23 protein-coding genes and 1 pseudogene are annotated in these 18,935 nt (G+C 58.8%); 9 read left to right on the forward strand and 15 right to left on the reverse strand.

The annotated features are described in order from the left end of the window. The first annotated feature begins 301 nt into the window (after positions 1-301). The 3 genes from HDE77_RS02110 to HDE77_RS02120 all read left to right on the forward strand — a co-directional run bounded on the left by HDE77_RS02110 (position 302) and on the right by HDE77_RS02120 (position 2,578). A complete protein-coding gene (locus tag HDE77_RS02110; RefSeq protein ID WP_184415472.1) occupies positions 302-1,195 on the forward strand; it encodes a LysR family transcriptional regulator in 894 nt (297 codons plus the stop codon). 367 nt (positions 1,196-1,562) lie between these two features. Beyond that, positions 1,563-1,829: a XapX domain-containing protein gene (locus HDE77_RS02115; RefSeq protein ID WP_184415473.1), complete on the forward strand. Its 267-nt coding sequence runs from the start codon at positions 1,563-1,565 to the stop codon at positions 1,827-1,829. Positions 1,830-1,882: 53 nt separating this feature from the next. Further along, complete coding sequence (locus HDE77_RS02120) at positions 1,883-2,578, forward strand: dienelactone hydrolase family protein (RefSeq protein ID WP_184415474.1); 696 nt, start codon at positions 1,883-1,885, stop codon at positions 2,576-2,578. Between the two features lie 396 nt (positions 2,579-2,974). Here the strand turns inward: HDE77_RS02120 and HDE77_RS02125 are convergent, their stop codons facing one another. Both HDE77_RS02125 and HDE77_RS02130 read right to left on the reverse strand, forming a co-directional pair. Continuing rightward, positions 2,975-3,607, reverse strand: a complete 633-nt coding sequence (locus tag HDE77_RS02125) for a class I SAM-dependent methyltransferase (RefSeq protein ID WP_184415475.1) — start codon at positions 3,605-3,607, stop codon at positions 2,975-2,977. 198 nt (positions 3,608-3,805) lie between these two features. Next, the gene (locus HDE77_RS02130; protein WP_184415476.1) at positions 3,806-4,558 is read right to left on the reverse strand and encodes a glucose 1-dehydrogenase; all 753 of its coding nucleotides are present in this window, start codon (positions 4,556-4,558) and stop codon (positions 3,806-3,808) included. A gap of 248 nt (positions 4,559-4,806) precedes the next feature. Between HDE77_RS02130 and HDE77_RS02135 the strand changes: the two genes are divergently transcribed. Beyond that, positions 4,807-5,382 carry a TetR/AcrR family transcriptional regulator gene (locus tag HDE77_RS02135; protein WP_184415477.1) on the forward strand — a complete coding sequence of 192 codons (576 nt, stop codon included), beginning with the start codon at positions 4,807-4,809 and terminating at the stop codon, positions 5,380-5,382. Between the two features lie 68 nt (positions 5,383-5,450). Here HDE77_RS02135 and HDE77_RS02140 read toward each other — a convergent pair. The 5 genes and pseudogenes from HDE77_RS02140 to HDE77_RS02160 form a co-directional block, all read right to left on the reverse strand. Continuing rightward, positions 5,451-5,804 (reverse strand): annotated as a pseudogene (locus HDE77_RS02140) (DUF3363 domain-containing protein); the annotation flags it as partial. Positions 5,805-6,177: 373 nt separating this feature from the next. After that, positions 6,178-6,492, reverse strand: a complete 315-nt coding sequence (locus tag HDE77_RS02145; protein ID WP_184415478.1) for a DUF4031 domain-containing protein — start codon at positions 6,490-6,492, stop codon at positions 6,178-6,180. Between the two features lie 188 nt (positions 6,493-6,680). Further along, on the reverse strand, positions 6,681-7,061 hold the full coding sequence (locus tag HDE77_RS02150) for a TraR/DksA family transcriptional regulator (protein ID WP_184415479.1): 381 nt from the start codon (positions 7,059-7,061) through the stop codon (positions 6,681-6,683). A gap of 21 nt (positions 7,062-7,082) precedes the next feature. Continuing rightward, positions 7,083-7,364 carry a hypothetical protein gene (locus tag HDE77_RS02155; protein WP_184415480.1) on the reverse strand — a complete coding sequence of 94 codons (282 nt, stop codon included), beginning with the start codon at positions 7,362-7,364 and terminating at the stop codon, positions 7,083-7,085. 254 nt (positions 7,365-7,618) lie between these two features. Beyond that, the gene (locus HDE77_RS02160; RefSeq protein WP_343206048.1) at positions 7,619-8,992 is read right to left on the reverse strand and encodes a M28 family metallopeptidase; all 1,374 of its coding nucleotides are present in this window, start codon (positions 8,990-8,992) and stop codon (positions 7,619-7,621) included. Between the two features lie 328 nt (positions 8,993-9,320). Between HDE77_RS02160 and HDE77_RS02165 the strand changes: the two genes are divergently transcribed. Then, complete coding sequence (locus tag HDE77_RS02165) at positions 9,321-9,998, forward strand: DUF1275 family protein (RefSeq protein WP_184415482.1); 678 nt, start codon at positions 9,321-9,323, stop codon at positions 9,996-9,998. A 44-nt stretch (positions 9,999-10,042) separates the two neighbouring features. Further along, positions 10,043-10,558, forward strand: a complete 516-nt coding sequence (locus tag HDE77_RS02170) for a DNA starvation/stationary phase protection protein (protein ID WP_184415483.1) — start codon at positions 10,043-10,045, stop codon at positions 10,556-10,558. A 165-nt stretch (positions 10,559-10,723) separates the two neighbouring features. Here HDE77_RS02170 and HDE77_RS02175 read toward each other — a convergent pair whose 3' ends face one another. From HDE77_RS02175 to HDE77_RS02185, 3 genes are all read right to left on the reverse strand, one after another. Beyond that, positions 10,724-11,623 carry a hypothetical protein gene (locus HDE77_RS02175; RefSeq protein ID WP_184415484.1) on the reverse strand — a complete coding sequence of 300 codons (900 nt, stop codon included), beginning with the start codon at positions 11,621-11,623 and terminating at the stop codon, positions 10,724-10,726. Positions 11,624-11,639: 16 nt separating this feature from the next. Continuing rightward, complete coding sequence (locus tag HDE77_RS02180; RefSeq protein WP_184415485.1) at positions 11,640-11,948, reverse strand: UBP-type zinc finger domain-containing protein; 309 nt, start codon at positions 11,946-11,948, stop codon at positions 11,640-11,642. 244 nt (positions 11,949-12,192) lie between these two features. Further along, positions 12,193-12,636 (reverse strand): nuclear transport factor 2 family protein, encoded by a 444-nt coding sequence (locus tag HDE77_RS02185; protein WP_184415486.1) that lies wholly within the window; start codon positions 12,634-12,636, stop codon positions 12,193-12,195. A gap of 124 nt (positions 12,637-12,760) precedes the next feature. Here HDE77_RS02185 and HDE77_RS02190 point away from each other — a divergent pair, with 124 nt between their 5' ends. Then, complete coding sequence (locus HDE77_RS02190) at positions 12,761-13,612, forward strand: helix-turn-helix domain-containing protein (protein WP_343206039.1); 852 nt, start codon at positions 12,761-12,763, stop codon at positions 13,610-13,612. Between the two features lie 278 nt (positions 13,613-13,890). Further along, positions 13,891-14,304: a response regulator gene (locus tag HDE77_RS02195; RefSeq protein ID WP_184415488.1), complete on the forward strand. Its 414-nt coding sequence runs from the start codon at positions 13,891-13,893 to the stop codon at positions 14,302-14,304. A gap of 318 nt (positions 14,305-14,622) precedes the next feature. Here HDE77_RS02195 and HDE77_RS02200 read toward each other — a convergent pair whose 3' ends face one another. From HDE77_RS02200 to HDE77_RS02210, 3 genes are all read right to left on the reverse strand, one after another. Then, positions 14,623-15,018, reverse strand: coding sequence for a cupin domain-containing protein (locus HDE77_RS02200; protein ID WP_184415489.1), 396 nt, complete (start codon positions 15,016-15,018; stop codon positions 14,623-14,625). A 15-nt stretch (positions 15,019-15,033) separates the two neighbouring features. Next, complete coding sequence (locus HDE77_RS02205) at positions 15,034-15,756, reverse strand: antibiotic biosynthesis monooxygenase (protein WP_184415490.1); 723 nt, start codon at positions 15,754-15,756, stop codon at positions 15,034-15,036. 682 nt (positions 15,757-16,438) lie between these two features. After that, complete coding sequence (locus HDE77_RS02210) at positions 16,439-16,924, reverse strand: hypothetical protein (RefSeq protein ID WP_184415491.1); 486 nt, start codon at positions 16,922-16,924, stop codon at positions 16,439-16,441. On the opposite strand from HDE77_RS02210, the gene HDE77_RS02215 reads away from it, so the two are divergent. Beyond that, positions 16,923-17,654: a DUF1206 domain-containing protein gene (locus HDE77_RS02215; RefSeq protein WP_184415492.1), complete on the forward strand. Its 732-nt coding sequence runs from the start codon at positions 16,923-16,925 to the stop codon at positions 17,652-17,654. The genes HDE77_RS02210 and HDE77_RS02215 overlap by 2 nt on opposite strands. 53 nt (positions 17,655-17,707) lie before the next feature. Here the strand turns inward: HDE77_RS02215 and HDE77_RS02220 are convergent, their stop codons facing one another. Continuing rightward, positions 17,708-18,193 (reverse strand): hypothetical protein, encoded by a 486-nt coding sequence (locus HDE77_RS02220; RefSeq protein ID WP_184415493.1) that lies wholly within the window; start codon positions 18,191-18,193, stop codon positions 17,708-17,710. Beyond that, a complete protein-coding gene (locus HDE77_RS02225; RefSeq protein WP_184415494.1) occupies positions 18,190-18,819 on the reverse strand; it encodes a chemotaxis protein CheB in 630 nt (209 codons plus the stop codon). Before HDE77_RS02225 ends, HDE77_RS02220 begins: the two co-directional genes overlap by 4 nt. Positions 18,820-18,935: the final 116 nt, after the last annotated feature.

Here is an 18,935-nt window from a genome sequence, read left to right on the forward strand (position 1 = left end):
TGATGGGATGGGAAGGAGATCTTGCGCCGCTACCACCGCCATGAGAATACCTTTTTTTCGCAATGCCACGCATCATCTTGCGCAAGGATCGAGCGGTGAATATCGGTGACGTGCGCGAAAACTCAGATTCGCGGCGACTTTCGGCCACTTGTTAAGAAGGACTTTAGAGTTCGGCGCGTCTTCGAGCCCGCATGGCGTGACAAACTTGCGTCCGTGAGACGTAAGGTCTCTACTGTCACTGGACGTAGAGGCAAGAATTTGCCCCATGGGCAGACCATATCGACGATAGAGGGTCGGCTCGATGGACCGCTACGCTGCTATGAAGATCTTCGTGAAGGTCGCCGACTGCGACAGTTTGGCTGAAGCGGCGCGAACGTTATTCATGAGCGCCTCGGCCGTAACGCGCGCCATCACTTACCTTGAAGAGCAAATCGGAACGCGCCTCTTTGTTCGCACAACTCGAGCACTGAAGATTACCGAGGCAGGCGTCCGTTACCTTCAAGACTGCCGGCGCATCCTGACCGATATCGATGCTTCCGAATCGGCGGCGGCCGCCGCTTACTCAACGCCATCCGGGAAGCTGACGGTAACCGCGCCCGAGTTGTTTGGACAGCTATATGTGCTGCCCATTCTTCTGGACTTTTTACAACAGCACCGGCGGGTCGTAGGGCACGCTCTTTTCACGAATCGTGTCACCGATCTGGTGACCGAGGAGATCGATGTGGGCGTACGTATTGGGCATCTGCCTGACTCTGACTACCGCGCGATTCTCGTGGGTTCTGTACGAAGCATTGTCTGCGGATCTCCGTCGTACTTTGACGCGCACGGTGTTCCCAATTCGCCGTCTGATCTCCGCGGTCACAATGTGATTGCCGTGGCCGATATTTGGTCGCCCCAGGATTGGGAGTTCTGTCACCCTGACACGACTGTCACCGTGAACCCCCGGCTGTTGTGCAGCAACGATGGCTCTGGAATCGCTGCGACCATGGCTGGCTGGGGACTCACAAAGATCATGGTTTACAAAATTGCCTCTCCCCTTGTGGAGGGGCGCCTTCAACCCGTTCTCTCTGAATTTGAAGGTCCGCCGCTCCCGATCCATGCACTTATTCCTGAGGGACGGCATGTGTCGGCAAAGGTGAAGCTCTTCCTGGATATGCTCGTTGAGAGGCTGCGGCATAACTCGGTCCTAAATTAGCCGATCGGGGGATCAACTGCGGCAGCACTGGGCCACGACCGGCGGCTGCTGCATCCCCGCTCCAGGGTGCGAAGAGAACCTCAGCGTCTTTATCCAATCCTCAGTGATTCGGACAATACGGCAATGTGTGTCGGCACCAGACTTGATTACGAATTCCCGATGGACTTCGACGCAAGAAATGGTCCCGGTGGCGGCCAGGAGTAGGCGAGTTAAGTGTGACCGCCGTGTCAGGACGTGAAATGGTCACGGCGGTGTCGCCGCCCAGAGACAAGACGCAAGTGCCGCGGCGAGACCTGGAAGCGTTCAGACCTACCGGGTCTGCTGCACGATGTGGAATACCCCCGCCAGGTCGGTATGAGGACAAGCAATGAAGATCTATTTGATCTCTTCCGCTGTGGGGCTTCTGGTTGGCCTTATTTACGGTGTTCTCAACGTTAGATCACCCGCTCCACCAATGGTCGCTCTGATAGGACTCTTGGGCATCCTGGTTGGCGAACAAGCCGTTCCGGTGGTGCGGAAAGTTCTGCAGGGGCAGCCTGTCACCGTCGCGGTTTGCTCGAAGGAATTGCGCGCACATACGTTTGCGCGATTGCCGGGTGTCAATGACTTGAAGTCGTGCGGCAGCGAGAAGTAAGTCATCGCGTAGCGGCGCGCCTTACGGGTGCTCAATCATCTACGGACTAAGCCATGGAAAAGACGCTGACCATAACGGTTTCAGACGGTACATTCTCCGCCTATGTGGCTAAACCCAAGTCGGGTAGCGGGCCGATCGTTGTTTTGCTTCAGGAGGCCTTCGGGGTTAACGCCGGCATCCGCTACACCGCAGGAGAGATAGCAAAGGAGGGCTTTGTGACCGTGTGCCCGGACCTGTATTGGCGCGTAGCGCCGGGTATTGAACTGTCCGATCACATCGAATCTGAAACAAGACAGGCCTTCGAAATCTACGATCAACTCGATATCGGTAAAGCGGTCGATGACGTCTACGCTACCGTCGAAGTGGCGCGCCCCCTTTCATCGACACACAAGGTGGGGGTCATGGGCTTTTGTCTGGGTGGACTGCTGACAACCCTTATGTCTGCTCGTCACCCTGTGGACGCGGCTGTCTCTTACTACGGCGGAGGTACAGAGCGGTACGTCGATGAACTCGGGCGAGTGAAAGGACCACTGCTCATGCACCTGGCGGGGAACGATGAATACATGGCGCCCGCTGCGCAAAAGAAAATTCAGGCAGCCTTGTCCGGCTGCCCTTTGGTCGAGATCGATACTTACCCACAGCGACAGCATGCCTTCGCTCGACACGGCGGCGACCACTACAACGCGGCCGATGCCTCGCTCGCCAAGCAGCGAACGGTCGATTTTTTTCGGGAATATCTAGTCACCTGAGTAGACCGTGTGCGTGCATGAAGGAATCGCCCAGTGTCGTTCCGCTGCAGAGCGTCGTGCCATATAGCGGCTACTACGTTTGAGAGTAGCTACCCGCTGAGAACGGAAGCGTTGCTTCGGTTACCACTTCAACGGAAGCCAATTCAAGCGAATTGATCGAGCGCCACATGCACGGGATAGCGGCTTTTGCCGGGATGACGGTTTGTGCGGGGAAGGGGCGCGGCGGCTATACCAAAGGGCCTGGGGCCGGTTATCCGGTGATCGTGCCAAAAAGGGCCATGTCGTTTTCCACTGACACCACCACTTACGGACTTGACGGGAGATTTGACCTCTGGTTCTTGAATCTTAAGGATCTCAGCTAGGCATATCATCGCGGGTACGCCAGTTTGCGACCTGTCAGGGCTTCACGAACCGATAGGCGAAGCGATCGGTCTCGCCCTTGATCGATGGATCGAACACCTTGATCGAGTGTGGATCGTCCTTGTTCGCGAGGATGGTGTTTTCCGCGTCCAGCACGAAGCCGGCCGCCTCCACCTCCTCGCGAACGGAGGCAGGCTCAATCCGATGGAGCGACTGGGCGTCGTTCATGCCCGCCCCGACGGCGGCGGCGTGGTCCACGATGACGTAGGACCCACCGGGCTTCAGCCGCTTGAAGACGGCGCGATTGAAGTCGGCCGCCGTCGCGCCCCCGGCCTGCATCAGCGCGGTATGGAGATCGTGGTAGAACAGGTGCAGCCACAGGACATCCGCTGGTTGCGTGACTTCCGGCATCGCCACGAGGTCCGCCGAGACGGCTTCGACATTCTCCCGGCCCGGCTCCTTGGCAAGCGTCCGCATGCCGCCGACCGGATCGTTCTTGAAGTGGGCGACTTCGGCCGGCACGAAGCTGTAGACGCGTCCTTCGGGTCCAACGATGTCGGAGAACAGACGGGTCCAGTCGCCATCGCCTGGGTAAACGTCGATGACGGTGGAGCCCGCATCGACTCGTGCAAACCGGATCAACTCGGATAGCTTGGATTGGTCGTACATAGAGATCTCCTTTACGGTTGGGTATTCGACGAGCGCGGTATCCGAGGGGCGATCTACGGGTGATTTACCGTCTATCCCGAAGGTCGGAGCTAATCAGGTATTTCATGACGTTTCTCCGATCATCTGATAGAACCAAAATTTTAGAAGCGTGGTCCCTCGACTGGCGGGGCTGGAGGCCAGCACGGGACCGCGTCGGAGTCAGACCTGCGCCATGCCCCCGTCGACGGGGAGATCTATACCGGTGATGTAAGAACTTTCATCGGAGGCGAGGAACGCGACTGCTGCCGCGATTTCCTCGGGCATGCCTCTGCGACCCATTGGAATCTGCGTGGTGAACTGTGCGACCGCTTGCTCGGCCTGTTCAGCGGTGAGGCCCGTCGTCGTCGCCAAGGCCGGAGTATCGATTGCTCCGGGGCTCATGGCATTCACGCGGATCTTGCGGTCTTTCAGCTCCAAAGCCCAGCCGCGCGCGAAGTTGCGCACAGCCGCCTTACTCGCGGCGTAGGCGGTAAACCCTGGGAGACCGAGCACGTTAGAGACAGAAGAGTTCAGAATAATCGAACCGCCGTCTTTGAAGAGGGGAAGGGCCTTCTGCACCGTAAAGAACAGCCCCTTCACGTTCACGTCGAAGGTCTGGTCAAAATGGGCCTCAGTAGCTGCCGCGAGCGGTGCGATTGTCCCCGCGCCCGCGTTCGCGAAGAGAATGTCGATGTGACCATGCTTCTCTTTCACGACGGCATAGAGCCGGTCCAGATCTTCCAAGCGCGACACGTCGCCCATGACCGTCATAACGTTTCTCCCGATGAAGGTGGCGGCCTCCTTCAGCTCTTTCTCTCGTCGCCCAGTGATCACGACGTGCGCACCTTCATCCACGAAGCGCTTGGCTGTGGCCAAGCCAATCCCGCTGCTTCCGCCCGTGATGACTGCAACCTTACCTTCCAGTTTTTTCATAATCTTTCATCCTTTTCGATGGGTGTGTTTTTGTGAAGCTTGTGAAGCGTGGTCTCGCGACTGGAGGGGCCAGGCACGGACTACGCCGGGGTCAGATTTGCGGCCGGCGTCAACGGCGACCAGTCTGTTCATGTCATGCATCCTTCCTAGGAGTTGTCGCGCCTCTGTTCCCACTGGTACAAAGACGCTGTATATTCGGATCAGTGGTCCAAATATATGGATCACTGATCCGTTTGTCAAGGGCCCCCATGCGAGCTGACGCCAAGAAAAATTACAGCCATGTACTCGCCGTTGCGCGCGACGTCATCGCCGAGCAAGGCGCCGGCGCGTCCATGCGAGATATCGCCCGCCGGGCCGAAGTCGGGTTGGCCACGCTGCTTCGCCATTTCCCGACGCGAGAAGCCTTGTTTGAAGCGTTGGTGTGTACGGACCTGGACGCACTGACGCAGAAGGCCGACGAACTCGAAACATCGAATTCACCTGACGAAGCGCTCGTGTCCTGGTTTCACGAATGGCTGGCATTCGCACAAAGCCATACGGGCGTTGTCGCCCTGATGGCGGCCGCCCACACGAACCCGGACTCTGCTCTTTATGCTTCATGCGCAGCGGTGCACTCAGCGAGCGCGCGACTGCTGCTCCGTGGTCAGGCCGAAGGTACGGCCCGCGCCGATATGAATGGTGACGACTTGTTCGGCCTGATGGCAGCGCTCGGCTGGCTCGTCGATCTACCCTCATTCGCGCCGCGGGCGGGCCATCTCTCTCACCTTATTACGAGCGCCGTCCTGACAAATCCGTCGAGCAACGATGCCAAGAAGGCGACGTAACGGAGTGGAAAGAATGGTTGTCTGCATTGCGTCGGCTGGCTTCCGCAAGTCAGCCCCTGACAGGATGCTCAAACAGCCAATCGCCGCGCCTCGCTACCACCAATCTCCCATGACGCGCCGCCGCCGCGCACCGTCGCGGCGAGCTGCTGCACCAACCGCTGTTTGATCACCGGCTTCCACGGCAGCAGCGAGAACTCCATGCTGTCGTCGAGCATCGCGTAGCGTCCGCTGGCGGGCATGACGCTGCGCCGGTAGATGCAGTCCACGCGCTGCCCGTCGGCCATCGGCTGATGTTCCAGCCCGGTTTCGGTGGCTATTTCCTTTGCGGCCTGCGCCAGCTCGCGCCCGTGGAGCGTCGCCAGCAGGTTGCGCGCAAGGACGACGCGCTGCCTGCGACGCTCGGCCAATCCCTGCTCGGCTAGCCTCGGCGACAACCCATTCAAGAGCCGCACCACAAAGGCACCACTTGTGGGCATGGGTGTCTTCGAGACAAGCCGGAGAAGGTTGGAAACGGGCGGCCCATCGTTTGTATTAGGCCGTACGCCGGCATTACATGATGCCCGAGCCGCAAATGTGGCCGCGCGAGTTTGTGCCCGTGCAGCCCGCCCTTTTCCAGAGGATGTTGTTCAAACTGCCATCGCGAGCAGACGACTGGTTACCCAAGATGGCTGTCAACTTTGGAAAGCCGGTCGCGTGAAGCCAAGTGCCGGCTTGCGGGGCGACGTTTCGCAGCGGTACCGTGCGCAAACTTCCCTGAACAAGGCGCGCAATCATTAATGGGATGCGTAGAAGCCGTTACTTGGGTGGGGCTGACCGAGCCATCTGACGATCGGACAGCAGCGCTCGGCGGGCCCGCCAGAGTCGTGCTGCCTGCCTTCGCTCAACGGGTACGGCACCGGCTTCGATCGCCGCTGCGCGAAGGCTCGGTCCGAGGTCGTAATGGGGTGCGAGGGTCTTGTCCTGGAACCACTCGAGGCGCATGCCGATCTGCAGCGCGATCGCATGCAGTTCGCTGAGGTCGAGCGCATCGGTGAACAAGTGGCAGCTTGGTGTTACCTGCCCATGGAGAACCCAGCCGTAGTTGTGAAGACTGTCGACGTATACGGTCATCGCCTGATGATTCCCCGCCGTCCTTCAGGATGTCGATCGCGGTCGGCTATTTTAACGGGAGGAAAATCCAGGGCAACGTCCGGGCGACCATTCTGGCGGGCAGGATGCGCATGGCGACCCGGCTCAGATATCGATGATGGTGGGGTAGGTCGGGTACGGGTGGGCGTGGGGAGGCGATCGCTCCATCGTCAACGGCCGGTTTCCAGGCCGCGTTCTTCCTGCACAGTGAGGATAGCCTCTGGCGTGCTCTCGAGCCGGGCCTTGGGGATCGGCTGGCCGCTGAGGTCAGACATGCCATAGCTGCCATCTTCAATCTTCTGCAGAGCGCGTTCGACATGCGCGATGCGGCGGACATCCACGTCTTGCACTGCCTGGTCGACCTCCATCCGCGCCATGTCCTGCGCCGCTTCTTCAAACTCTTCCGCTTCGTCGCCGTGTTGCTGCTGGAACTGGCGCTCACCGGCAAGCGTGCTCCGCTCGCCGCCAAGCAACTGGCTGCGCAATGCCAGCAGGCGCTGGTGCTGCTGGTCGATGAACTCCTTGCTCAATCCGGCATGTTGCTCCGACATGGGGTTCTCCTGGCGTTGCCGTTATTCGTCTGCGTCGGTAGCCGGCGCGATGTAGGAAGGATCTTCCGAGTCGCGCGCCGTGGCGAGCGCTCTGCGCACGCGCAGCCCCACGCGTGAGGGGTCGAGGATCACCTTGCCTGAATGCACCGCCGCGACCGCCGAGATCGGCACCACGAAGTCGCCGGCGTTCTCGATGTAGATCAGCAGCTCGGGCAGGCCATGCCTGACCTCGCGCACGGCGCCGATACCCTCTTCGCCGTCAGAGACGAAGACCATGAAACCCGGTTCGATCTGTTCGTGCATGGGCGTCCATCCGGCAGGTGCAGAGCACGGGTCGAGTCGTGCCTCCGTGGCGCAGGCCAAGTAGCGGGGCTCGACGGCGGGACGGCCGGGAATCCACCGTGCCTAGTGTCCCCACACAATGGAATCGAGCAGGTGAAAACTCTGTAAAGACGCGCGGCGGGGGGCGCCGAGGGCGCTGCAATGCGGCTGGCATCGATGATGCTGGAGCCTTCGCACCGGGTCGCAACTAACGCGACTGCGACCCGGGTCGGAAATCACGGCTTGGAGGCCACCGGCGGCGAGCGCACGAAACTGCCTGCATCACCCGGAAACGCTACAGGGCTCTCATAGCCATCGGCCGAGACAGACGAAACGCCGAAGAACCAATCGTCGATCACGACGTCCTTGATCACGGCTTGGTCGGTGTCGCCAACGGCACGACTGAATTGCCATTGCGGCGCGGTAGTGTCGCGCCAATGCACGCTGTAGCCTGCGGCGCCAGGCACTTTCTTCCAGTGCACAGTGGTGTCGGTGGCCAGCGCGCCTTCGATATCGACGCCGGTGGGTGGAGCGGGCGCGCGACTCATTGCAGCCATCGTCACCGTGTTCAGCGCGGTGACACGGGCCAGATAACGGAAATCCACGCCATCGATGGTGTCGCCATAGCGGATATCCTTTTCGGTGCGCAGATCCTGGTGCTGGCGCGTGTAGTCCTCATGACCTTCGCTTATGCGTACCGCCGGATAGCCGGCTTCCAGGAACGACACCTGGTCGCCGCCGCGCGCGTAACGATCGGTCCGATAGACCATGTGCACGCGTAGATCAGGCAGATAGCGCTCGGCCGTCTGTTCCATGTAGCGGGCGACGTTGCGCGAGGGTGAATCCACCTCACCGCCGTGATAGCGGCGGTACTTTGCCTGCGCGTCGGTCTCGTTGCTCTTGGTGCCCTCGGAAAACACCCGCACCGTGGTGTTGTCGAGCACACCGTTCTGACCGCGGCTGTTGCCCATGATGTCATTGTTGAGATCAGCCTGAACCTGCCAGCCCTGCGCGGTCGCATAGTCGGCCAGCACCTTGCCGCCGTACAGGCCTTGTTCTTCGCCTGAGAGCGCGGCGAATACCAGGGTGGCACGATTGTCCTCCTTCGACAGAAGTCGGGCGGCCTCGATCAACGCGGCGACGCCGGAGGCATCGTCATTCGCGCCAGGTGCGTCGCTGGTTGCGTTCATCACGTCGGTGACGCGCGAATCCAGATGGCCGGTCATCACGATCACGCGCTTTGAACCTTCGCTGCCGCGTTTGATCGCCACCACATCCATCACTTCGGTGGATTGCGGAATGCGCTTGCCGGTGAACATCTGTGATGGCGTAACTACTTCGATACATCCGCCGCAGTCGTGCGAGATCGCTTCGAAGCGCGCTTTCACCCAGCGCCGTGCCGCCCCGATGCCGCGTGTATCGGACTTGGTATCGGACAGTGTGTGACGAGTGCCGAAGCCGACCAGCTTCTCGATCGTCGCGCGCAATTCGGTTTCGCTGGGCGCGCTGGCGAGTACATGTAGGGAAGGTTGCTCAAGTGGTTCGGCGGGGCTTTCGCCCTGACTGGCGAAGACAAGCGCTGGAAACAGGGCGAAGGAAAGGAGGAGGATTCGACGCACGGCGGGGACCCCTGAATGAAGGAAACCCAACCTTACAACGAGTAGCCGTTGGGCGTGAGACAGGGTTGAAGGCAGCCAGGAGGCTCGGAGACTTTCATGCGTATTGAAGGCCTGATCGGTGCGTCACGGCAGCAGCCACGGACAGTTGCAGCTAAACTGGGGAGCGATCAGCAGCCTCACCCACGCAAGCGAGCGCTACTTCGTGGCATGACTCGGACTTGAAGTTCGCCAGGGTGGCGACACATGCGACCGTCAGCAAGTGTAAGGAGCTCCAACCCCAGGAGACCACGGTGACCTTTCGAAGGGTTCCATTGCCGTCATGAAAAAGCCCACGCTCCCAACGCTGCTGAGCTTCAACGCCGGCTATGTGGATACCGCCGGATTCCTGGCCTTGCATGGGCTTTTTACCGCGCATGTGACGGGTAACTTTGTCACGCTCGGCGCCTCGCTGGTGACCGGCGCCACAGGGGCCATAGCGAAGTTGCTGGCATTGCCGGTCTTTTGCCTGGTCGTGGCCTTGGTGAGGCTTTTGCGCTACGTGCTGATCCGTCGCGGGCGCCCGGTGTTGCGCACCATGCTCATGTTGATGCTGCTGCTGCTGATCGTCGGCGCGGCATCGGCGTTCTATTTTGGTCCGTTTCCCAATGGCGACAGTGTCTCAGCCATATTGACCGGCCTGACCTTCGTCGCGGCCATGGCGATTCAAAATGCGGTTCAGCGCGTACATCTTTCCCATGCGCCGCCGACAACGCTGATGACCGGTACAACAACCCAAGTGATGCTCGATCTTGCCGACAAGTTTCAAGGTGTCTCTGCCGAGCAGAAAGTCGCGATTGATGCACGGCTCTCACGCATGGTGACGAATGTATGTGCCTTCGCCCTGGGCTGCGGAGGCGGAGCCCTGCTTTTTGATCTGTTTAGCGTCAAATGCTTTGTCGTGCTGCCCGTCGTTGCCCTATTGACCTACAACCATGAGGAGGCCTACGCCACAACATAAGTCGATTGTCTCAAAGCAACCCTAGCCAAGATGAGGAAAAACCCATGGTCAATATAGCCAAGGCAAAGCAAGAGCAAAAAGCGTCACTCAAGACGCCGAACTCACTCGGGGACGATGCGAGGCGCGATATCACCGCTGAATTGAACGCGCTGCTGGCCGACGTTTTTGCACTTTACGTGAAAACCAAGAACTTCCACTGGCATATGTCCGGTCCCTACTTCAGGGACTATCACCTGTTGCTCGACGAGCAATCCGATCAGATCTTCGCGACGATCGACCCGATTGCCGAGCGCGTAAGAAAGGTCGGTGGCACCACACTACGCTCGACAGGACACATCACCCGACTGCAACGACTGTCGGATAACGACGCCGACTTCGTCACTCCCGCCGACATGCTGGCCGAGCTTCGCGAAGACAACGCACGCCTCGCTTCATTTATGCGCGAGACGCATGCTCTATGCGACAACTACCACGACGTAGCGACCGCCAGCGTGCTTGAGACATGGATCGATGAAGCAGAGCGTCGGGTATGGTTCTTGTTTGAATCTGGACGCTCCTGAGACCATCGAGGTCGCCAGTAGATTGGGGTGAGCGTTCGCGAAGCCCAGCGCTTTTGTGCCGGAATGTTGGGCTTCGCTTTGCTCATCCCAACCAACGCAGCCCTGCTGTCCCCACCTCACGCACTCTACAAACCGTTCGCCCTGAGCATAGTGAAACGAACGAATTTACTCCGCTATCACCGTGTCCACTGGCTGTCCGGCCAACCACAATGCGAGGTTCCTGACGTAGCGTTCGATCGAACGCTGCGCCTCGGGCGCATGTGCAAGGGCATCGCCGGGTGCTTCGGTGACGAAACTCGGCGCTCCCATGGATGGGTTCCAGTTGTAGTCGGCAAAGTGATGGAAGGTGGATTGGGCGATCGCCGGTCCGCCCGCGGGCGACGGCTCGAACGCCACTGCGAGATTGAACTCCCTCTGGCTCAGTTTGCTGCGTCCCGTGGCAATCACGCGCGCTGTCGGATCGCTCTCCGGTTTGCCGACAGCCCCTTCGTGTGGATGCGCGGGCAACGAATGCAATGCACCGTCCGGCGAATCCGGGTCGGTAAGCACCGGATGCAGCGGCCTGCTGATGCTGATGTGCTGGAAGTCGCCGTTGGCTCCCGAGTGATAGTTGGGCCAGAGAATCTCTGTGGTGAAGGTGTCATCAACGTGATGACGGGAGGCATCGGGATCGGGATTCTTTGTATGGAAGAAATGCGCCGCGCCGACCCCACCCAGTGCGCATACCGAGCTGCCGAGGTCCATGTGATCACGCGTCACCAGCAAGCCGCCGCCACGTTGGCGAAAGCGTGTGATCGCCTCGCAATCCTCCGTGGTGATGCCGTTGCCTGTGTCGACAGCAAATAGCCACATCTCATCGAATGATGAAGTGTCCAGCTGCGACAGGACGCTATCGGGAGCGTCGGGCGGATCACGGTCGCGTGCAACCACCTCGAACAACGACTCGCCGGCGGCATCGCGCAGGTTGGCGAGATAGTCGCGCAGCAGACTGAATCGGCCAATGTGCCAGTCGTCGTCGACGGTGGGGATGGTCGTCTGCAACAGGATCCGGATAGGTGTGGCCATGGCGATGACCCCTGGGTCAGTAATAGCGCGGAATGGGACCGAGCTGCGGCGTCATGCGGTCGCGCAGGTCGAACGTGACCTCGTCGACGTAGCACCAGCCCCAGCCCTCCGGTGGATCATAACCTTCGATGATCGGATGCTGGCTACGGTGAAAGTGCCTGGTCGCATGTCGGTTCGGTGAATCGTCACAACAGCCCACGTGTCCGCAGGTGCGACAGATGCGCAGGTGCAGCCAGACGTCTCCGGACTTGAGGCATTCCTCGCAACCTCGCGCGCTTGGTGTGACATCCTGAATGGAAGCGAGATGGCTGCAACGTCTGGTCATCGGGAAATTCCGTCGAAGCGCAACACGGCCAGCCGTAATCATAGGCCGACTTGAGGGCGTTGGCGGGTTGCAGCGCGAGTAATGCAAGCGGAAGAAGCTCGACAGCGCGGTTACGCTGCCCCCAGACGAGCGTATGAGCTGGCGGTCGTTGACTTGAACCTCAACCGGGGAATCCGCCTTTCCGATTCTGAATAGGCTGTACCGCGCGGTTTCCTGGCGGTACGTTCCGGACGCGCCTATTTTTCTATGGTGCTTTTCGATCGTAGTAGGTTGAGTCGCCAACTATGTGGTGATCTTTGACCGTGTAGACGGAGATGATGCGGATGGAGACGGGTTTGCTTTCCACGCCATTGAAATGCCCGGTGAGTACGAACTGCGCGTAGACGGTATCTGCCGAACTCTGGATGCTCACGATGTTATCTCGGGCATCGGGAATAGCTGCAAATAGCTGTCTGTAGGTATCGGCTATTTGCGCATTGCCTACCAGCTTGGGATAGTCCGGGCTATGCAGGGTTGCATCACTGGCGTAAATGTTTTTGATGGCCGCAACGTCATGCACATTGAATGCCGCAAACTTCAGCTGAACGGTTTTCATCGGTTCCAGGTTAGCCTCTGATGCGGGTGACATGGTAGGCCTCGTCAGGCCAAATACAGCGCAGAAAATCAGGATCGCCGTTGCAGTTTTCATCGGGAGGATCTCCTCGAACTCGCAGTAGTAGGCAGGCTGGAGGCAGCTGGTGTAAAACTGGCCGTGGGCATCCTCAGCTAGACCGCGAAGCCTGTATCTCCATTGAATCGCGAGACGCGCGAAGATGATTGGAAAAAGCCGACATCTCGACCCGAATGGGCAAGCGCAAGGGAGCCCACCACGCCGTGGCGCTTTCGGACAGGGCTGCGGGATATTGCGTCACTCGCCCCCGCCAGGTAGCTACCAGCACATACGCTATAGGCCGCCCAGCGCATTGGCCGATTGGGTGGAACATTTCTGGATGGAATCGTGGGCGCTTCGCGGTTGCGCTCCGCAAACCCGAGTAGTACTTCCCCATCCGTGCGTGCATCTCGTCTTCGCGCCAGGCCGCTCAAGGATCTATGGCGTGCAGTTGAGCCGCTTCGTTCGAGAGTTGAAGGGCGACGACCGCATCCTCGGGATCAAGTTTCGCGCTGGTGCGTTCTATCCGTTTTTTCACAAGCCCGTGAGCACGATTGTGAATACGTCTCTGCCGGCCCAGCAGGTATTCCCAAATGCGATACCTGCAGAGAAGAGTGTATTGGCATGTTGCGATGATCACGCCATGGTAGATGCGGCGGCGCAGTTCCTGATCGCACATTTGCCACCGCGCGATCCTAATGTAGACATTGCTTGCAAGATCGTGGAGGAGATTGCGAATGACCGTTGTGTGACGCGCGTCGAACACGTCACGGCACGGTGTGGTCTGCAGGAGAGAACACTCCAACGACTGTTCCATCGATATGTCGGGGCGAGTCCGCGCTGGGTGATCAAGCGTTATCGAGTGTATGACGTGCTTAATCAGCTGAGTGCTGGCATACCGGTGGCATGGGCGGCCCTCGCACAGGACATGGGCTATTTTGACCAGTCGCATTTCAACAACGACTTCAAGAGAATGGTCGGGTGCGCGCCGGGCGAATACCTGGAATTGCGGTGATTACCTCCCATTGCATCGTTCAATGTCTGCGTGTTGGCGTGCCGATATAGTAATGCTGCTTGCTGAACGCCCTAGTCGGCCTGAAACGCCATAAGGCAGATCAAGCCAATCTCCCTTAAAACTCCTGTTCATGCATAAATCTGGCGCCCTCGGCAGACTCGGCCATCGCAGGAAAGCGGACGGCGAATGGGCGATAGATGTTCAACGCGGCGAATAACCGCCATTTCGCCATTCATCGCACTTGCACCTGGAGAGGGGGAGCGTATGCTGGGGTGACAATGGAATTGGAAACGCTAGACACAATCAAGGACATAGGGCCCACCGACGCTTCGCGGTCCAGCGGGCAACCATGCGTACTCATTGTCGAAGACAACTACTTGCTCGCCTCGACGCTTGTCGACGTGTTAGCCGAGCTTGGCTATACGCCGGTCGACTGCGAGGGCTCGTTCAGAGGCGCGATGGCAGCTGCCGAGACGGCCACGTATGAACTGGCGATCGTTGATCTAAACCTCAATGGCGAATCTGCCTTTCCTATTCTGGACAAGCTGATACCACGCGGCATTCCCTATATCCTGGCTACTCATGCCAAACGCGCTGACATCCCCACCATCTATTCGTCCGCGCCGTTTGTCTGCAAACCTTACGACGTAGAGCAGCTGCGCCAAGCCATCATCGAATGTACGGCCGGATAGGTTTGGATGCTTGGCATCGGGGCGTGCCCAAGTTGACTGCAAATGTGGCGTTTGAAGTGGGTAGTGCATTCGCCGCCCACGTGTGAGCAGCGCTCATTTGGCTTCTGTCCGTAAGCAGACTTTGCGCGGTCCTTTGCCGCGGCGATCGACGAACCGCAGCGCGAAGCCGCTATCGTCGGTCACGATCGCTGAATCATCTCTATGCCAGCGGCCATATTTCGATCGCTCTCCTGCGCATCCACAAGGCATCAAAGACGACACCCGTTTTGGTTGGATTCGAGCCGATCGTGCCTATGGCCCGTTCTGAATTTCCCGAATTCAGGACGGCAGCTCGTCAAATACGGTTTTTGTGCCACTCCTTTCGCAGGTGAGGTTGACTGTGCGTCCGATGGCTCGTGTTCGATGCACCGTACCTGCCGGGATGACAACACTCTGCCATTCGGCAAGTTCCATGCGGCTGCCATCCATGAGGTCGATTTGTAGCGTTCCGGCCACCACCAGGAAAAGCTCGTCCGAATCCGGATGGTGATGCCAGCGATACTCGCCCTCGAACACCGCCAACCGCATGCAGTCGGTGTTGACATCGAGCAGTACCTGGTTTTGATACGACTCGGTTACTGCGGCTTGTTCCGCGCGAATATCGACGACAGCCAAAGCAGGGTAGCGCGCCGTCTGCGCTGAATACTCCAGTGCTGAAGGAAACTGGGACTTCATGTGAATGCTCCCGTCTTACGGAGACTCATTCTGGCACCTGACGTTGACGTCTTCATGGCCCGCTTGGGCTGGCCTCACGTCCGGGTAATACTGCGGTGCCTCGCGGCGATCGGACATGCCATAGTCGCGGATCACCCGCACCTGCCGATGGCGCAATGATGAAATGCCGGCAAACAAACGAGGGTTGAATGCCTGCGCCGTGCTTACGTCCTTCCACGATCCCAGCAACAGGAACTTGCCGGGGTTTGTGATGCTTTCGAAGACTTCTTGGTCAATCAGTCCTTGCGTACCGGTTTGGAGGCCGAGATGCGTGGGAAGTGCTGAACCATTCGGAACCAACGAAGATTCATCAGCAAGCGTAACTTCCGTGACGGTGCAGACTTTGGCTGCGCCAACCACGGTTTCGTCGAAGCGCTTTTCATCAATCGCTTCGCCTTGCGGTGGGTGACTATCCGAAAAAACCTCACCAACCCTCAGATGATAGCCCTCGAAAATTTCGAAGCGGCCTTTCTCCTGCACGTTGTGATGCTCACTCTGCGTGCGCCATCGCACGACCGATTTTTCGTCTCGCCAGGTCGACAGCGAAAGAATGCTGCCTTCAGTTCGTTTACTGCCGAAACGTTCGTTGTCGATAAAGCCGTCCACGGTCTCCAGGATGGGCTTCAGATGCTTTGCCCAATGAAGATATTCATCCTTGCGTTCTTTCCTCGGGTGGACTTCGAAGATCACCGCAAACATGGAGGTTTCCTCGGCAGGGTGATCGGGGATGGCATTGCGCTAACCACGCTAACACTCTGCTGGGCTTCGTTGACGCGTCATAAGCACACGGCGCTGTTGCAGATTGCCCGGGCGGCTTGCCCATGATGACGCTGCCTTTACAGACTCCAAGTCGACATGACAGCACGAAGCGCGTGAACCCAACGTGGGTATCGAACCAGCTGTTTCAGGTAGCGACTACCAAGGCGCACGCGGCGTAATGCCGATGTTGGCCGGGACAGGAGTCGCCTTTGTATTGCAAGGCCAGGTATACGCGCAGTCGCCGAATGGCACCAACCACGTAGCGTTCATGGCGGCAAAGGTTGGGGCCGAATGAGATGTTAAACAGGCATCGCTGTTTGAGCAGATCGATAACACCGCGCGTTCACGTGCGTGGGTTGCATTATCGCCCAAGGGTCGTTGTATGTGCGTCGTCAAACCTCATCTCGCTGCGACCCCTCGCCTATCCGGACATTCATCATGAGCACCAATGCACCGCAGTCTCCCCCCGTATCGGCTCTTGATCGCGATGAAGTAAAGAACCCGCAGAGCGAAGCTCTCAGCGACTTGCCGGATGTCACGACCGACCACTGGGTCGAGAGAGATTGTTTGTGTGGAACTTTTACTGCGAGTGACAGGCCGTTCGTGATGCCAGTGAACGCTATCAAAAGTCGCTGGTGAGACGAGCCTTGGTCTGAGTGCTGGCGTCCATCAATACGACAGGAGAGATGACATGGCAAAACTCGATACCGAAAAGCGCGACGACCTGAGCAAGAGTAACTTCGCGTTTCCCAGGCAACGTAAGGAACCTCTTGAGAACGCCACGCATGTGCGCAACGCCGTCGCTCGCTTCAATCAGGTCGAAGGCGTAAGCGCCGAAGAAAAAGACGAGGCTTGGAAGCGCATCCAGACAGCAGCGAAGAAGTTCGGTGTCGAGCTCAGTGAAAGGAGCCGGCACGAACTGGGCAAGCGGTGAGTTGGCGGGCCCTCCAGCGCCCGTGATGGAGATGCCGAACAGCGGATCAGTGATGCCTGTCGATAGCCCCGCAACCGCCTTGGAGTCGTGGGCCGACGTGACGTTTGCGAACCGCAGAGTACCGACCTGGATCCGCTGGACGGCACGGTGCGGCTTCGTTGGCGAAGGCGCCATGTATTTCCTGCTCGGTGGCTTTGCCTTAGTCGCGGCAACCTTTCCGCGCGAGCAACCGCAAGGTTATATTGGCGCCATGCATCGGCTGGCCGAGTTGCCTTTGGGCGGCGTCATGCTGGTTGCACTACTGGCGGGTCTGGTCGCGTTTTCCGCATGGAAATTGATCCAGGCCGCATTTGACCCGGAACACGGGGGTGTGCGGTTTTGCCTGAAGCGATTGCTGGCGCGCCTTGGCTACCTGGGCAGCGCGGTGATCCAAAGCGCACTGATTGGCGGTGCGGCCTGGCGATTGTTCATGGCGCGTGGCGACACGAATCGGGGGCGCACGACGGCACAATGGATAACCTGGGCGATGCAACAGCCGTTCGGGCGCTGGGCGGTGGCCAGCATCGGTATCGGGATCGCCGTATTTGGTCTATTTCAGATCTACCGCGCCGCGACCGTGAGCATCGGTAAGCGCATCGGCTTGAGCGGCGGGGAAAGACATCAGCTGCTCGTTGCCGTCAGTCTGTTCGGAGTACTGACGCGTGGCGTCGTCTTCGGGCTGATCGGTGTTCTGTTGGTCTTCACCGCATGGCGTTTTCGTGCGGAAAGGGCACAAGGTCTCGTTGCCGCATTGTATGCATTGAGAGAGCAATCCGATGGGCCATGGCTGCTTGGCGTCGTGGCTTTCGGTTTGATGGCGTATGGTGTGTTCCAGTTCGCCAAGGCACGTTACCGCCTTATCTGACCGTTCAACATCTGCACAGTCCGTGCATTGAAATTGCACCGACGCATCAAGTGCTAGCTGGATTCATTTCGACTGGGTGACGGCATGGATTCCCCAGCACGAGAGGCTTCGATCGTTCGTCTCACATCAGTACAATTGCCGTAGTGGCCGGCGGACCAGACCTCTGGACCTTCGCGCCCGAATTCTTCATCGACGCTTCGAATGGATTGCGGACCCGCAAGTTCCAGGATGAATCGAACATCGTCTGCGGACAGTTCATGGTTCAATTCCACGGTCACCTGGGTGTATCCGAACTGCGCGGGCTCTGGAATATTGCTTGGATAGTGTAATTCGGATGGCGGGTCATTCACCTCGAGATCCTGATCGCTCACATGCGGGATGACGCTCGTAGACGTGCTTGCGTTGGCAGCTGATTTACCGACGCTCCCATACACCATGACAGCAACATGTTCGCGTCCTAGCCCACAAGACAAAAGCTTGTTTGCGGCGGCCATCGCTGCAAATTGAGTCGTGAAGTCGGCGACTAGCTGAGAGCTCATGATGGGATCATTCCGGACATCTGACGCTTGCTGAAAACCAACTTCATCAGCAGCGGTCCCATTTCCTCCACGGGAAGAATGTACTGCGGGTGATCCTCTTCCATGGCGGCGATAGGCATGCTTGGATCGCATGCATCGGAGGGGGATTGAACGACTCCAACGCCACCGACGCTGGTAATTGAGCGCAGTCCTTCCGCGCCGTCGGAGTCACCGCCAGTCAGCACAATGCCAATGACATGCGAGCCGTATACCGCTGCCGCACTCTCAAAGAGAGGGTTGGCCGCGGGTCGCGAATGATGAACTTTCGGCTGCTGGTTCAGGTTCATTCGACCATCGGCAGAGATGGTCAAGTGATGATTTGGCGGAGCGAGGTAAACATGTCCTGGTTTCGGCTCCTCGCCTGAGTGAGCATAGGAGACCGGCATCGCAATCTTGCGGTTGAGTATCCCTGCCGCGAGTTTGGGACCGTCTGGCGACGTGTGCAGAACGACCAGAATCGCCGTTGGAAAGTTGGTCGGGAGCAAGTGGCAGAGCTGGAACAGTGCAGCCAGCCCGCCGCGCGAAGCGGCGACTACCACGATTGGCGACGTGCCAACGACGAAATCGGATCGCTTGAGCGCAAACATTGAATTGATCCCTTGGCGAAGTGACTTGAGGGTGCTCTCGCCTCTGTATATGCAGCGTGCTGAGATTTGGCGACAAGGTTGCCGCCGAAAGTTGGCTACGATCCGCCGTCGAGTTT

This window comes from Rhodanobacter sp. MP7CTX1 (assembly GCF_014205795.1).
GTDB lineage: Bacteria > Pseudomonadota > Gammaproteobacteria > Xanthomonadales > Rhodanobacteraceae > Rhodanobacter.